The organism is Metabacillus bambusae (assembly GCF_017497975.1).
Classification (GTDB): Bacteria; Bacillota; Bacilli; order Bacillales; family Bacillaceae; genus Metabacillus; species Metabacillus bambusae.
Map to the genome: position 1 here is coordinate 1 of NZ_JAGDEL010000047.1, position 13,916 is coordinate 13,916.

A 13,916-nucleotide genomic window follows, 5' to 3' on the forward strand; every position below is an offset into this window, starting at 1 on the left:
AATTAATCGCTTTTAGCTTAATTTCTTTTGTATAGGTTGTTCTAATTTTCCCCATGAAAAAATCCCCTCCATAGAAGACAGTACAATCCTTTCTTTTTACTGTCCACTATAAGGGGATAATAACAAAGGGAAGATCCTTTTTCAGTACCGATAATGCTTCATTATGGTAACTAGTTTTATATATGGCTTGTTCAGCAATCGGGCCATATTCTGGAGTATGAAAGGAAATTAGATGGTTCATCTTGAATTTCTAAGTTATTCCATTAAAGGGCAGTTTAACGGAGTAAGCGGATACTGAAGTTCTTCTACATAAGGGCCATTATATTGAATAAGAATTAGTTTCTGTACAAATGTAAATTCAAATGTTATTCAGCTTCTTATCTGAAGCAAAATAAAGCCGTTTTCCTAAAATGACTAGGAAAACGGCTTTATTCTTAATGATACCAAGCTTCTGTTTTATAAAAACACGTTGGATGCTACTTTCTTATTTCTTATAGATTCTTGCCAAAGAAATCTGTTAACTTAGGTACAGCTTGACCTATATATTCTAAAATTTCTATTGTCTATCAAGATTTGCTGTTTATGAAAATTATGAATATGTAGGAACATCAGTGGAAAACGGGAAATTTATTGCTATTGGTGAAATCAAGCATACGTATAATCCTTTGGAAGAAGCGGATATTGCGTCTACCATAGCTAATTTAAAGCTCGACACAACGGACATGTTACATTTTTTCAAGGAATATGGTTTATTTGGTGGTTTAGTAGAGGAAGAGAAAATCAGAGATGTTCAGTATTGGAATTCTGTACCTCATATTAAGGCATTTAAAGAGGAGGTGTATATTAATGCATTGACATCTATTTCACATATTAAAGAGGCTTTTCACGAGGCGACGGTTAGTTCGAAAGACGAGTTATCAATAAGTAAGAGACATGAAAATTTCTTAGATAAGGAACTCACACGTATGATCGACGAAGCAAATCAAATGGAAAATCCAGATTATTTTTATCAAAATGAATATGTAATTCCAAACGGTGTAAAAGCAAAGTCAAAAGAATATATAGCAAAAAAGATTAGAGGAAAATCAACCTTCTTACAGTCGATAACAAGTAATTGATAACCAATTTATTGATGCGATAAGTTTTCCAACTTTACTTGATGTTGCTCAGTATCAAATAGCGAGGGCTTTAATTGAAAATGCTGAATTCCAAAGATGTTTGAACTACACTAAATAGTTCTTAGCTCGCCATGGGCGCCAAAACTTTTGTGCTCCATTGCCAAATAGGAAGAGAAGTACATGTGAGAACACTTATCGGCAAAGAAATAAAAGAAATAACAGTAAAAATTAAAAGTTTATATATTTTCATAATGTAAAATAAGTTAGCCATTGGAGGATCATCGATGACAAGTAATAAAACTGACAGAATAGTCGTAGCACTTGAAAACATAGTTAAAGAGTTAAGGATTAATAATGAAATAACCGCAAAACAGGTTAAATATAATGAGTATCTTCTTTTAAGAGAGCGATTTATAAGAAAAGTAGGAGATGCAAACGTAGCAATTTTTATCCCTAAGCGATACACGAAAAAACTCATTTATGGTTTCTTCATAGGTATGGGAGCAATGGGGAAACTTGCAGGACTATGACTTGTGGTGGTGTTAAAGTAGAGAAGATACCAATTCAACAAACGAACTGCATGAAATGTATGGAATTAGTTTTAAGCGAGTTAGATCGAGGAAAAGGAATTGAGCAGATTTTGCAAGTAGAAGAAAATAAATAAACAGGTAAGGAGGGCACAAAATGGCTGTGAGTATTGAGAAGCGAGGGAAAGATTCCTATCGTATAACTGTTAGCTTGGGATTTGATTCAAAAGGTAAAAAAGGATTCGGAAAAGAAAGACAGTAAAAGCACCTAACATGCGTGAAGCAACAAATTAGGAGCACAATTTAAAGTAGAGGTCTATGCAGGCGAATATATTGCACCAGAAAAAATGCTTTTTTCAAAGTTTGTTCAGGAATGGGAGGAGAAGTATGCAAAAAGGCATCTGAGCCCAACGACATTAGACACATATCATCGTCATTTGAAAAATAGAATTATCCCATTCTTTGGTGAATGGAAACTGGATCATATTAAGACGATGCATGTCCTAGATTACTTGAATTTCCTTGAAAATGAAGCTAAAAGGAAAGATGGGAGAGAAGGTATGTTGTCATCCTCAACCATTGAGTATAATCATCGTATCTTAAGCAATATTTTTAAACGTGCGGTAGAGTGGCAACTTATTAAGAGCAGTCCTGTTGATATTGTGAAAAAACCGAAGCGGATACAAATGGAAACGTCTGTATATAACAATGCAGAAGCAGATTATCTTTTAGATTGTTTAAAAAATGAAGAAATTAAGTGGCGAGTTCTTATCAAATTGGCTTGACAACAGGAATGAGAAGGGGTGAACTTTTAGGATTAGAATGGAAGAATGTAAATTTAGAGCAGGGAACAATCCAAGTAAAACAAACTGTTGTATATGTGAATAAACAACACATTGTAAAAGAACCCAAAACAAAAAACTCTGTGAGAACAGTAACAGTACCTGTTTCGTTGATCGATGAATTAAAAAAATTCAAGTCAGTTTGGAAGAAAGATCGCTTCAAGGTAGGTGATAAGTGGGAAGGAGGAGAATATGAATTTTTATTTTCATCGTGGCATGGAAAGCCAATGCACCCATCAAGCATTACAACATGGTGGAACAGATTTGAAAAGAGGTACAACCTCCCTCACATAAGATTTCATGATTTACGACATACTTCTGCAACGTTACTAATCAACAGCGGAGTACATGCTAAAATTATAAGTTCACGCTTAGGTCATGCAGACATTAGAACAACAATGAATATATATGAACACGCTTTACAAGAAGCTGATGTGGAAGCTGCAAACAAGTTTGAAAATTTATTTGGTGTAAACAAAAAAAGTAGAGGACTAGAAGCATAACGAATACCTCCAATCCTCTGTTTATGATAACTGTCCCCAAATTGTCCCCAAACAATCTGTACTACTAAAAATCCTATAATCTGTTATATAGAAAAAAACCTTATTTCACAAGGGTCTCCGTCGTTCTGTATGTATGGAGCATAGGGGGCTCGAACCCCTGACCTCTACGCTGCCAGTGCAAATGACGTGGTAGGTTAGGAACGGATGTTCTTGAATAAATGCAGTTGTATCAAGGCTTCGATCTGATGGTTTATGGTTAGAGTAGGATGAATTCGGAAAGTTGTTGGTCAATTGAGCCAACAAATCGCCAACAACCGTTCAATTTAAGTTTAATTAAGCTTTTTTAGTGAATATATCATTTAATTTATTAGCAGCTTCTTGATCAGCCTTTTGAAGAGCGTGGCCATATGTGTTCATCGTGATTCGAATATCAGAATGCCCTAGTCTATCAGATATAATTTTTGCATGAACACCCTGATTAATTAATAGTGTTGCGGAAGTGTGGCGGAGATCATGAAGGCGAATAAACCGAACTCCTGCACGTTTTGTAAATCGTCTCCACCATGTAGTAGGAGTTGTTGGATAAAAGTGGGTGCCATCTTCATTACAAAACAGCCATTTATGTTCATGCTCAATCCAATCGTCACCCATTTGTATTTTTTCTTTATTCCAATGCAACTTAAATAATCTTAGTTCCTCAACGACAGATGAGGGTAAAGATACTAGCCTTTTAGAATTCTTCGATTTTGGACCTTTAATAAGAGAACCATGTGTACCTTTAACAATAACTTGGGTAATTTCGATTGTACCTTTTTCTAAATCAACCTTCGGCCACTCTAAGCCCAAGTTTTCACTTCTTCTTAAACCTGCAGCTAGCGCTAATGTTAAAAATATACGCCAATGAATTTGCTCATCTCGAGCTGCTAAAAATAGTGATTCAACTTCTAATTCATCATACACATTTACATGTACATCTCGTTCTGTTGAAACTTTCGGCTTTTTAACATTTTTAACTGGATTATTTTTAATGATCTGCCATTCAACTGCACGTTCGAAAATATTCCTTATAGTTAAATATGAATCTTGTTTAGTTCTCATGGATAGTGGAGTGTCAGGATCATCCACTCTTTTCATCTGATCTAGGAAATCAATTATGTGAACAGGTTTAATTTTATCGATCTGCAAATGACCAAGTGAAGGTAAAATGTGATTTTTTATGTGAGAAAGGTAGTTAGCTAAAGTAGTTTCTGATAGTTCTTTTTTTGCATATTTATTTTCCCAATCTATGATGAAGTTTTTCAATAGCATCTTTTCTGGAGAAATGTATTCTCCAGCTTCGACTTCCATTTTGAATTTGTGTAATTCTTGATTTAAATAGTCACGTAATTTTTTTGTTGTTTTTAAAAGTGCCTCATCTTCTATTTTAATGGTTCTTGTTTTACGTATCCTTTTATTATGTGAGTCGTACCCAGTATTAACCGTTAGTAGGTAAGAATTCTTTCCTCTTTTTTGATAATATGCCATATTATCACCTCGTTTTAGAATGTACGTTCGATTTATAATGAGAAAATAAATCCCTACGAAAAAATAGGGATTAATTTGTAACAAAAAATGGTACTGTTTGAATATTTTATTACGTGTTAAGATAATAATTAATATTAGAGGGAGGTGTTATTCTATGTTCAAAAAGCATGGTAATGATTTATTTAAAATTGTTACAAAGAGCCTTATTGCACAAGAAGTACACGCTCAACAAAAATCAAAAGATATCCAAAAAAATATTAAAGATCATAAAAAGGTAATGGAAGAAAGACGGAAATCATTTAAATTTATTCAAAATAAATAGCGACTGGTGAAATAATTAAATCACCTTCATTAACTACACCCAATGGATTTAATACCATGTTTAATATTTTTGGAAAAGAAAAAAATGGATCTTTATCAAAGTTAGGTAATTCAATACTATCAATTTTATTAGTTACTTTACCAACCATTGTTAAGTAAATGTTAGTGCTAGATGTACCGTATTTAAACATTAATTCATTTGCTTTTTCTCTTAAATAGTCATCTTTAAGTGGTGCTATTGTATTTTCCATAACAATAAATGAATTTGTAGGTAATATATCGGTAAGGTAATCCATTGATTTTTCAATAAATTGAAATTGTCCTCTCATTTCTGCCTTCTTACTATTTAAATCAGAGGAGACTTGATTTAATAATGCTTGTTGTCTTGCTTTAAGCTGTTTTTCTTGAACCGCTTTTACTTCATCTTTTATACTCTTTAATTCTTCGTCTTGTTTCATGAACATAAATTCAATTAATTTATCTGTTTGAAGGATTTTCTTTAGGTAGTTAAAATCAATTATTTTAAAAGAAGAAGTGAGTTTTACATATTTACCTTCTATATCCGTATCATTAATGTCGTATAAAATGTTCTCATTTTCTAAATAATTCTCAAATGTTTCTAATGCATTATCGTGTAGTTGTTTAGAAATAATTTCTTTACCAGTTTCAGTTTGGGATATTACAGCCTTTTCAGACATGAATTCTCCTGGTTGCCACCTAACTTTGATTTCACCTTCTGGAGTTTTAATAAATGCAGGTATTTCAAATTTACCAGATTTAATTCTTGCCTCGATTGATGTTCCACTTTTGTATCCATGATCTTGTTCGTTAACATCTTTTACTTCTTCCCCACGTTCATTACTTGTTTCTGTAGGTAAACCGTCATAATGTTGAGCAATATATGAGTGAAGCATCCCTGTGTCTAAATAGATAATTTCTTTCAATTCCAATACCTCCCATGAAATGTATGTTCGATTTAATGTTGAAAAGAAAAGCCCGATAGGGCTTATCCACAAACTGTAGCTAATACTTTTTGGATATCATAAATACTTTTATCCTTCTTAAATTGTTTTGAAATCGTAGGTGTTTGCGCTCCAGAAATCCATATTTTCAACTCAGCATCTAGGTCGAAGGTTCCGCCAGTTTCAATACTAAAGTGAGAAATGCTTTTGAATGGAACTGAATGATAATCAACTTTTTTACCGGTTATACCCTGCTTATCCACTAACAACAAACGCTTATCAGTGAATACAATTAAATCTCTTACCAATTTAAATGCAACATCCACTTCTTCACCATTGGCTAAAATCAGTTCTAATTCGTTTGTTACTTCTTCTTTATTTACAGTAGATGCATTACCTAAAAGCCCACTCAATAATCCCATTACAAAACTCCTCCTAATTTTACTGATATATGTATAAATGGGCACAAAACCCAGTAATACCTTAAATAAAAACACGCAATATAAAGGCGTGGTTATAATGAAATGCGTAAATATTACTATACTAAAATCAAAAAATTTTGAGATGTGATAATTCCTTAGGAACACCATGCATCTCACTTATTTGATAAATTGATAGGTTAGTATCTCGATATTCATATAGATGATCATCTGGTAGTAGTAGCTCTACAGCAAAGGTGTTAGCTTCAACCTCGATCTTATCAATAGAAAAAAGTGTGTTTTTTCTCATAAACGGTGTATTTGCTTTAGGATGCAATACTGCATGTCCAAGTTCATGAGTACAGGTAAAACGCTGTTTGTAATCGTTTAGGTTACTGTTGATTACGATATATCTATTCTTTTTATCGTATTTATAATAACCTAGAATTTCTTCGTGCAGATCCCAAGGAACAACATGAATATTCATTAAAGATGCGAGTTCAAAAGGATCATTTGTTTTATGTTTTTTCATTAAGTTTGTTGCTTTGTCCTTGACCCATCCCATTTATATCGCCTCGCATCCCTATTCTTTGTTGTCTTCTCTATATTTTTTAGGAATGTACTTCTTATTGATTCTTTGAGTTTGTTTCATTATATGCTCCATGGATTCTAAAAAAGAGTCAATAGCTTCTTCACTCATAGGTTCTCCATTGAAAGAAAGCCCTTCATGACCACTAGCTATATCTTTTCTCAGTTCTTCCATACGTTTTGCAACATCTTTTTCATCTTTTTCAGATAAATCAGGGGTATTAGAGAACCCTAATAAGTAATCTGTAGTCACCTCAAATAGCTCTGCTAATTTCTTTAATGTCTCATAATCAGGCTGCCTATTACCTCTTTCATAAGCAGTATATGCAGGTCTTGTTATTCCTAAAAAATCTGCAACCTTTTCTTGAGTGTACTTTTTTCTTTTCCGTTCGCTAATTAATCTATCAGATAGCAAGGCTGCTCACCTCTTTCATTCAAACAACATTTTACAGTAACAAATAGTTACATTGAAGTGTATGTAACAAAAAGAAACAATTTATTTTAAAACAGTTGACAATGTAACAAAATGATACTATTATTAATGTAACGAATCGTTACAACAGGGGGTGATCACTTGAGAACATGGTTGAAAGAAATAAGAACAGCTAAGGGATTAACACAACTTGATGTTGCAACTAAAGCAGAGATTGAAAGATCTTATTATACTATGATTGAAACTGGTAATAGGAAACCAAGTGTTACTGTTGCTAAGTCAATAGGGAAGACTTTAGGTTTTGATTGGACAATTTTTTTTAGTGAAATAGGTAACGAATCGTTACAAAAATCACAATCTGCATAAGGAGGCCCTTCATGAAAAACATCAATGAATTACTCCGAAACTCTGAAATACGAACCGCAATATTAACAATCGCGAATGATTTAATAAGCGATGAGAATTACTCAAAAGAAGAAGCTGCAGAAGAACTTCTTGAATTACTTTATAAACACAATTTATAGGAGGTGCCAAATGGCTAACAAAAAACTCACCGTTCAAGGTGTAGCTGAATATCTCGGTGTACATCCAGATACGATCTACAACATGGTAAGAGAAAAACAAATCCCGCATTTCAGAGTGCGTCGTCGCATTTTGTTTAGTGTTGAAACGATCGATGCCTGGATCAGGGACCAAGAAACAAAAATCATTCAGGAGGCGATTTGATGAACGAATTAATAAAAACCAATCACAATAGTGCTGGTGAAATTATTGTAAGTGGTCGTGAGTTACATGATTTCTTAGAAGTTGGAACTCAGTACACTAAATGGTTTGATCGAATGACTGACTATGGATTTGATCATGGAATTGACTATTTAACTGTTAGCCAAAAAAGACTAACAGCTCAAGGAAATGAAACAACATTTATCGATCATCACATCAAGTTAGATATGGCAAAAGAAATAGCAATGATTCAAAGATCTGACAAAGGAAAACAAGCTCGACAATACTTCTTGAAAATTGAAAAGCTCTGGAACAGTCCAGAAGCAATTATGAAACGCGCATTAGAATACGCCGACAGAAAAATGGTTGAACTTCAATCCCAAATCGACAAACAACAACCGTTAGTAAACTTTGCGAAAACATGTATGGCTAGCGAAAAAGCACTTCTGGTCAGAGAAGTTGCGAAACTCGTTACTAAACAAGGAATTGTTATTGGCGAAAGAAGACTCTATCAAAAATTAAGAGAGTGGAAACTTATCTTTGCTAATAAAAATGAACCTTACCAAGAATACCTTGATCGCGGTTATTTCGAAATCTCACAAGGCGTGAAAGAAAATGCAGGCGGTACTCATGCTTGGCTAACAATGCGAGTAACACCTAAAGGTCAGTCCTACATATTCAATCGTTTAAAGAAAGAAAACTCTAAGGAGGTTGCTTCTATTGGATAAATTTCCGATAACAACTAAAAATTCCGAAATTATATTAGAAGACAATACAACCATAGAAATCAACGACACCTTTTATATTGAAGATGCTGAATCAGATCATACGATTCTAACAATCAAAAATGAAGAAAGCACAATAGAAATCGTTCTCAGTCCATTGGAAAGAAAAATGTTAGCCAACTCTTTATCTGGCTCTTATTAATAGATTAGCAAATTATTCCTACTTCAATGGTAGAAGGGAGGTGCGAACATATGAAAATTGGTAGAGCTGCACAAGAGGTTAAATCAGCTAGAGAAGAGATTGGAAGCACTCAGTTAGAAATTACTTTTGATGATTATTTCGGTTCCCGTGAATCAATCTCACAACAAGAAAACGGTCGGTACCAGGTTCAACCAGAACTCACTAAATACTATGCAGAAAAACATAACAATCCTTTCCCAGCAATTCAGGCAGCACACGAATATACAAATTGGGGAATCGCAAAGTTAAACGGTGAGGCTGTTGATCTACATAGAACGAGTGTCTCATTAAAAACAAAAGAGGAACTAAAAGAGGCACTTGAAGCTGTAACAGAGGCTAGTAAAAAATTGACCGTCAATCCAAAAAGTATTGAACAAATAGAAATCAAGGTCATTGAAAAATCGATTCAAGAATGTATCGATGCAATAACAGCATTAACACATTACGTTGCAGTCCTTTGTAAGGAATACGGTATTTCATGGATGAAAATGTGGACCCAACATAAGTTGAAGCTAATTCAAAGGAGGTTTGTGAAGCAATGATTGATGATACAACTTTATTTTTAGGAATGTCTGTACTTGTTTTAGTCGCTTTGATGTTCGGTTTTATGTTAGGTGCACGAGAAAGAAATGAACAAAAAAAATAGCAGCAAGCTCTTCCGAAGCCCACTGCCAAAATTAATGTTTGAATAAATCTATTTTACCACTCATTTCGAGTGATGGCAAGAACTCTTGTTCTCGTCATTGAGTCTTAGCAACGGAGGTTCATCGTCCCCCTGGTGCTTCCCTGCTAAGGCTGAATGATGCGAATGAGCATCAAAAAAGCCCACTGGGTAGAGTGGGCTTTAAAGGGATCCATGAATATGAAAACTTACATTTATTTTAGTGGATTCCCTTCAAAAAATCAAATGGAGGTTGAAGGAAAATGATCGAAATACCATTCAATGAAGCTGATCAACGTCGTTTATCCCTAGTTGGTGGACAGATCACTATTAAACCTAGTGGTATGCCCGTATTCCAATTCAAGTCTAAAGAGCAATTTAATCTGTTCGTTTCATTAAAAAATGTACAAAACGGAGGTAAAGTGCATGCAACAAATTAAATTATTGAATCTTAATCTCAAAAACTTCAAAGGTGTTCGTGATTTTTCGCTAGATTTACAAGCAGAAAACGTAAAAGTGTACGGTGATAACGCTACTGGTAAGACTACCTTATTCGATAGTTTCATTTGGCTCTTGTTTGATAAGGATAGTCAGAATCGAAAAGACTTCCAAATCAAAACATTAAGTAATGGTAAAAATCTTAAAGGTCTAGAGCATGAAGTTGAGGGTGTTTTCCTTATCGATGGCAAGCAACTGTCACTACGCAAAGTGTTTGCTGAGAAATGGACCAAGAAACGTGGAGCTGCACAAACAGAATTTAGTGGCCACACTACAAATTATTACATCGATGGAGTGCCAGCTAAGAAAAAGGAATTTGCTGATCGTGTTGCTGATCTGGTTAATGAAGATATTTTTAAATTATTAACATCACCATCTTACTTCAATGAACAATTACATTGGCAAAAACGTCGTGAAATCCTTTTAGAAATCTGTGGTGACATAACAGATGCAGAGGTAATTGCTAGTAATCAAAAGTTATCTAAACTTCCTAATATCTTAGGTAATCGAAGTATTGAAGATCATCGAAAAGTAATTGCTGCTAAACGTGCTGAGATCAATAAAGAACTAGATCGTATCCCTATTAGAATTGATGAGGTTCAAAGAACGGTACCGGATATATCAGAGTTAAGTGAATTAGAAATTTACGATGAAATTACTTACTTTAAAAGCCAAGTGGACGAAAAAGAACAAGAATTGCTTCGTATACAAAACGGTTCAGAGGTTACGGAAAAACAAAAGCAATTACGTGAAGTTGAAATGGAATTGCTTGATATAAAAAATGAGCATCAACAAGCGAATTACAGCAAGACTAATGAAATACAAAAGCAAGTATATGAGGTTAAGGGTCAGCTAGACTCCTTAAAACATAATAGCCAACTTCAACAAAGAGAACTTGATTCATTACGTAATATGGCCAACTCAAAAGAATCTCAGGTAGCTGATCTTAGAAGTAAATGGGGCAAGGTAAATGCTGAGACATTTGAGCAACATCAAACTTCATGCCCTACATGTGGACAAGACTTACCAACTGAACAAATTGAGGAATCAATTGCCCGATTCAATCTTGAAAAAAGTAAAAAGCTGGAGGATATCCAGTCTCAAGGAAAGCGAATGGCAGATGAGCTTATATATGTTAAATCTGAAATCGAGTCTCAAGAAGTTGCTCTTGAAATGCGTAATAAAGAAGTTGCTGATAAAGAACTTGAACTTCAAAAGGTACAACAAGATTATGAATCAATCAAATCAACTGTATCTGATGTCACACAATCACCTGAGTACCAGGCTAAGCAAAAGCAAATTGAAGCAATTAAACAATCAATTGGTGAATTACAGCAATCTTCATTTACTGCAGTTGAGACGGTAAAACAATCGATCAACGCCTTTAAAACAGAAATTGCAAAACTAGAGCAGGATAAAGCGAAATTTGCTCAGGTTCAAATGGTCGAAAAACGAGTATTAGAGCTTGAAGATCAAGAGAAAGAGCTTGCTAAAGAATTTGAAGAGATCGAACAACAGCTTTTCCTTACAGAAGAATTTATTCGTACAAAAGTAAATCTGCTCGAGGAAAAAATTAATTCTAAATTCAAATATGCTCGATTCAATCTATTTAAAACGAATATCAACGGTGGGCTTGAAGAGATCTGTGAAACTACATTTAATGGTGTTCCTTACTCTGGTGGATTAAACAATGCAGCACGTATCAATGTCGGTCTAGATATTATTAATACTCTTTCAGAGCATTACAAGGTATCTGCACCGATCTTTGTAGATAACAGTGAGGCTGTTACTTCTCTTATAGACATTGATTCACAGGTTATTAGCTTAATTGTTTCAGAGGCTGATAAGAAGCTTAGAATCGAGTATCCAGGACATTTAAATAAGGAGGCTATCTAATGAGTAATGATTTAATGACAAAAAGCGTTGAGTTTGAGGTTAATGGTGAGCCAGTAAAGTTATCAGGATCTACGGTGAAAAATTATCTTGTACGTGGTAATGACACTGTATCAGAACAAGAAATTGTGATGTTTATCAACCTTTGCAAATACCAAAAGTTAAATCCGTTCTTGAATGAGGCTTATCTAGTGAAATTCAAAGGTGCTCCGGCACAAATTATTACTTCCAAAGAAGCATTTATGAAACGTGCAGAGGCTAATGAGAACTTTGAGGGATTAGAAGCCGGGATCATTGTAGAGCGTGAAGGAAAGATGATCGACATCGAAGGAGCAATTAAATTAAAAAGTGACACCTTAATAGGTGGTTGGGCGAAGGTCTTTCGTACTGATCGTAAGGCTCCAATAACAGTTCGAATTAGTGTTGACGAGTTCAGCAAGGGACAAGCTACATGGAAGCAAATGCCTTTAAATATGATCAGAAAAACCGCAATAGTAAATGCCATGCGTGAAGCTTTTCCTGGGAACCTTGGGAACATGTATACCGAAGAAGAACAACAATCAAACTCGAATTTTTCTTCACCTGAAGAAGAAGTTAAGCAAGAAGTGAAGGAAAATGCAAATTCTGAAATTATCGATGTTGAGTTTACAGAAATGCAAGATGAACAACCTCAATTTCAACAAAAGCAAAGCGCAATGGATTTAGAGGGTCCTCCATTTTGATTGAGGTCACAGCACTAGCTTCTAGTTCGAAGGGGAACTGCTACCGCGTTACAGACGGCCATACGCCCCTTCTTCTGGAATGCGGTATCAACTATAGGGAGATTCAAAAAGGATTAGAATTCAAAATGTCTGAGGTTGCAGCATGTTTAGTAACACATGAGCATGGCGATCATTGCAAAGCCATTAAGGATGTTATGAAAGCCGGAATTGATTGCTACATGTCAGAGGGTACAGCTGGAGCAATTAATGTTCAGCACCATCGAATTAAAAAGGTTAAAGCTAAACAACAGTTTCAGATTGGAACATGGACCATATTACCGTTTGATGTTCAACATGATGTATCCGAACCATTAGGTTTTTTACTCGCAAATCAAGCAGGAGAGAAGCTTTTATTCGCTACAGATACTTATTACATCAGGTACAAATTCAAAGGCATTACACACCTTCTAGTGGAGTGTAATTACTCCTTAGAAATTCTTAATGAAAACATCATGAATGGTAAAGTTCCACCAGTGATGAAAAAGCGTCTTATAAGGTCACACTTTAGCCTAGAAAACGTTAAAGACTTTCTAAAGGAAAATGATCTATCGAAGGTGCAAGAGATCTGGTTGCTTCATCTGAGTGATTCAAACAGCAATGCTGATCAATTCAAGAAAGAAATTATGAGTCTAACTGGAAATGTTGTTTATGTCCCAGGATAAAGTCGAAGTTGATATTTTACTAGAACACTACCATTGGGCAAAAGATGCACCTAATAAAAAAGAGTATTTCACAAACCTAGTTGACGGTTATATAAAGGCTTATTTTCCACATTTGGAATTCATAACTATTAAAGGCATGAAGGCCATCTGTAAAAAGAAATAAGGATTTTGAAGAGGAGGCGAGGTGATATGTCCAAAGAAGCATATTACTTTTCACACGACAGCAACGCGAGACATGACCCTAAAATTCTTTCAATGAGAAGTGTATATGGATCTGAGGGATACGGTTGGTATTGGATCATTATCGAGATGTTAAGGGAACAAGAAAATCACAAAATTGAGATTACAAAATACGTGTGGAATGCACTTGCAATGCAAACGCAATGCGACGCAGATGCAATGCATAGCTTTGTAGAAGATTGCATAAAAGAGTTTAAATTGTTGCATTCGGACGGTGAATTTTTCTGGTCAGAATCACTTTTAAGAAGAATGGAATTTAAAAGTGAAAAGTCAGA

At 34.7% G+C, this 13,916-nt stretch carries 23 protein-coding genes; 18 read left to right on the forward strand and 5 right to left on the reverse strand.

What is annotated here, in order from left to right:
* Positions 1–611 precede the first annotated feature (611 nt).
* The 5 genes from I7822_RS29105 (at position 612) to I7822_RS29125 (ending at position 2,990) form a co-directional block, all read left to right on the forward strand.
* Positions 612–1,118 carry a hypothetical protein gene (locus I7822_RS29105; protein WP_207982524.1) on the forward strand — a complete coding sequence of 169 codons (507 nt, stop codon included), beginning with the start codon at positions 612–614 and terminating at the stop codon, positions 1,116–1,118.
* A gap of 284 nt (positions 1,119–1,402) precedes the next feature.
* A complete protein-coding gene (locus I7822_RS29110; protein ID WP_207982525.1) occupies positions 1,403–1,648 on the forward strand; it encodes a hypothetical protein in 246 nt (81 codons plus the stop codon).
* On the forward strand, positions 1,645–1,782 hold the full coding sequence (locus I7822_RS29115) for a hypothetical protein (protein ID WP_207982526.1): 138 nt from the start codon (positions 1,645–1,647) through the stop codon (positions 1,780–1,782). The genes I7822_RS29110 and I7822_RS29115 overlap by 4 nt, the downstream gene beginning before the upstream one ends.
* 210 nt (positions 1,783–1,992) lie before the next feature.
* Positions 1,993–2,430, forward strand: coding sequence for a site-specific integrase (locus tag I7822_RS29120; RefSeq protein WP_207982527.1), 438 nt, complete (start codon positions 1,993–1,995; stop codon positions 2,428–2,430).
* On the forward strand, positions 2,403–2,990 hold the full coding sequence (locus I7822_RS29125) for a site-specific integrase (RefSeq protein WP_207982528.1): 588 nt from the start codon (positions 2,403–2,405) through the stop codon (positions 2,988–2,990). The genes I7822_RS29120 and I7822_RS29125 overlap by 28 nt, the downstream gene beginning before the upstream one ends.
* 333 nt (positions 2,991–3,323) lie before the next feature.
* On the opposite strand, the gene I7822_RS29130 is transcribed toward I7822_RS29125, so the two are convergent.
* On the reverse strand, positions 3,324–4,514 hold the full coding sequence (locus I7822_RS29130; RefSeq protein ID WP_207982529.1) for a tyrosine-type recombinase/integrase: 1,191 nt from the start codon (positions 4,512–4,514) through the stop codon (positions 3,324–3,326).
* A 154-nt stretch (positions 4,515–4,668) separates the two neighbouring features.
* Between I7822_RS29130 and I7822_RS29135 the strand changes: the two genes are divergently transcribed.
* Entirely contained in the window at positions 4,669–4,836 is a 168-nt protein-coding gene (locus tag I7822_RS29135; protein ID WP_207982530.1) for a hypothetical protein, read from the forward strand.
* On the opposite strand, the gene I7822_RS29140 is transcribed toward I7822_RS29135, so the two are convergent.
* The 4 genes from I7822_RS29140 to I7822_RS29155 form a co-directional block, all read right to left on the reverse strand.
* Entirely contained in the window at positions 4,820–5,779 is a 960-nt protein-coding gene (locus I7822_RS29140; protein WP_207982531.1) for a DUF6414 family protein, read from the reverse strand. The two genes, I7822_RS29135 and I7822_RS29140, sit on opposite strands and share 17 nt — an antisense overlap.
* A 62-nt stretch (positions 5,780–5,841) precedes the next feature.
* Positions 5,842–6,219, reverse strand: a complete 378-nt coding sequence (locus I7822_RS29145) for a PH domain-containing protein (protein ID WP_207982532.1) — start codon at positions 6,217–6,219, stop codon at positions 5,842–5,844.
* A 127-nt stretch (positions 6,220–6,346) separates the two neighbouring features.
* Complete coding sequence (locus I7822_RS29150; RefSeq protein ID WP_207982533.1) at positions 6,347–6,781, reverse strand: ImmA/IrrE family metallo-endopeptidase; 435 nt, start codon at positions 6,779–6,781, stop codon at positions 6,347–6,349.
* Positions 6,782–6,799: 18 nt separating this feature from the next.
* Complete coding sequence (locus tag I7822_RS29155) at positions 6,800–7,219, reverse strand: helix-turn-helix domain-containing protein (RefSeq protein WP_207982534.1); 420 nt, start codon at positions 7,217–7,219, stop codon at positions 6,800–6,802.
* Between the two features lie 159 nt (positions 7,220–7,378).
* On the opposite strand from I7822_RS29155, the gene I7822_RS29160 reads away from it, so the two are divergent.
* The 12 genes from I7822_RS29160 to I7822_RS29215 form a co-directional block, all read left to right on the forward strand.
* A complete protein-coding gene (locus I7822_RS29160; protein WP_207982535.1) occupies positions 7,379–7,603 on the forward strand; it encodes a helix-turn-helix transcriptional regulator in 225 nt (74 codons plus the stop codon).
* A gap of 11 nt (positions 7,604–7,614) precedes the next feature.
* Positions 7,615–7,761, forward strand: a complete 147-nt coding sequence (locus I7822_RS29165) for a hypothetical protein (RefSeq protein WP_207982536.1) — start codon at positions 7,615–7,617, stop codon at positions 7,759–7,761.
* A 10-nt stretch (positions 7,762–7,771) separates the two neighbouring features.
* Positions 7,772–7,963 (forward strand): helix-turn-helix domain-containing protein, encoded by a 192-nt coding sequence (locus tag I7822_RS29170; RefSeq protein ID WP_207982537.1) that lies wholly within the window; start codon positions 7,772–7,774, stop codon positions 7,961–7,963.
* Complete coding sequence (locus I7822_RS29175; RefSeq protein WP_207982538.1) at positions 7,963–8,688, forward strand: antA/AntB antirepressor family protein; 726 nt, start codon at positions 7,963–7,965, stop codon at positions 8,686–8,688. The genes I7822_RS29170 and I7822_RS29175 overlap by 1 nt, the downstream gene beginning before the upstream one ends.
* On the forward strand, positions 8,681–8,887 hold the full coding sequence (locus I7822_RS29180; protein WP_207982539.1) for a hypothetical protein: 207 nt from the start codon (positions 8,681–8,683) through the stop codon (positions 8,885–8,887). The genes I7822_RS29175 and I7822_RS29180 overlap by 8 nt, the downstream gene beginning before the upstream one ends.
* Positions 8,888–8,937: 50 nt before the next feature.
* Positions 8,938–9,468, forward strand: a complete 531-nt coding sequence (locus tag I7822_RS29185) for an XRE family transcriptional regulator (RefSeq protein WP_207982540.1) — start codon at positions 8,938–8,940, stop codon at positions 9,466–9,468.
* Between the two features lie 382 nt (positions 9,469–9,850).
* Positions 9,851–10,027 (forward strand): YjzJ family protein, encoded by a 177-nt coding sequence (locus I7822_RS29190; protein ID WP_207982541.1) that lies wholly within the window; start codon positions 9,851–9,853, stop codon positions 10,025–10,027.
* Entirely contained in the window at positions 10,014–11,981 is a 1,968-nt protein-coding gene (locus I7822_RS29195) for a hypothetical protein (RefSeq protein WP_207982542.1), read from the forward strand. Before I7822_RS29190 ends, I7822_RS29195 begins: the two co-directional genes overlap by 14 nt.
* Positions 11,981–12,700, forward strand: coding sequence for a phage recombination protein Bet (gene bet, locus I7822_RS29200; RefSeq protein WP_207982543.1), 720 nt, complete (start codon positions 11,981–11,983; stop codon positions 12,698–12,700). Before I7822_RS29195 ends, bet begins: the two co-directional genes overlap by 1 nt.
* Positions 12,697–13,401, forward strand: a complete 705-nt coding sequence (locus I7822_RS29205; RefSeq protein ID WP_207982544.1) for an MBL fold metallo-hydrolase — start codon at positions 12,697–12,699, stop codon at positions 13,399–13,401. The genes bet and I7822_RS29205 overlap by 4 nt, the downstream gene beginning before the upstream one ends.
* Positions 13,388–13,564, forward strand: coding sequence for a hypothetical protein (locus tag I7822_RS29210; protein WP_207982545.1), 177 nt, complete (start codon positions 13,388–13,390; stop codon positions 13,562–13,564). The genes I7822_RS29205 and I7822_RS29210 overlap by 14 nt, the downstream gene beginning before the upstream one ends.
* 26 nt (positions 13,565–13,590) lie before the next feature.
* The coding region (locus I7822_RS29215; protein ID WP_207982546.1) for a Lin1244/Lin1753 domain-containing protein at positions 13,591–13,916 on the forward strand (326 nt) is incomplete at its 3' end.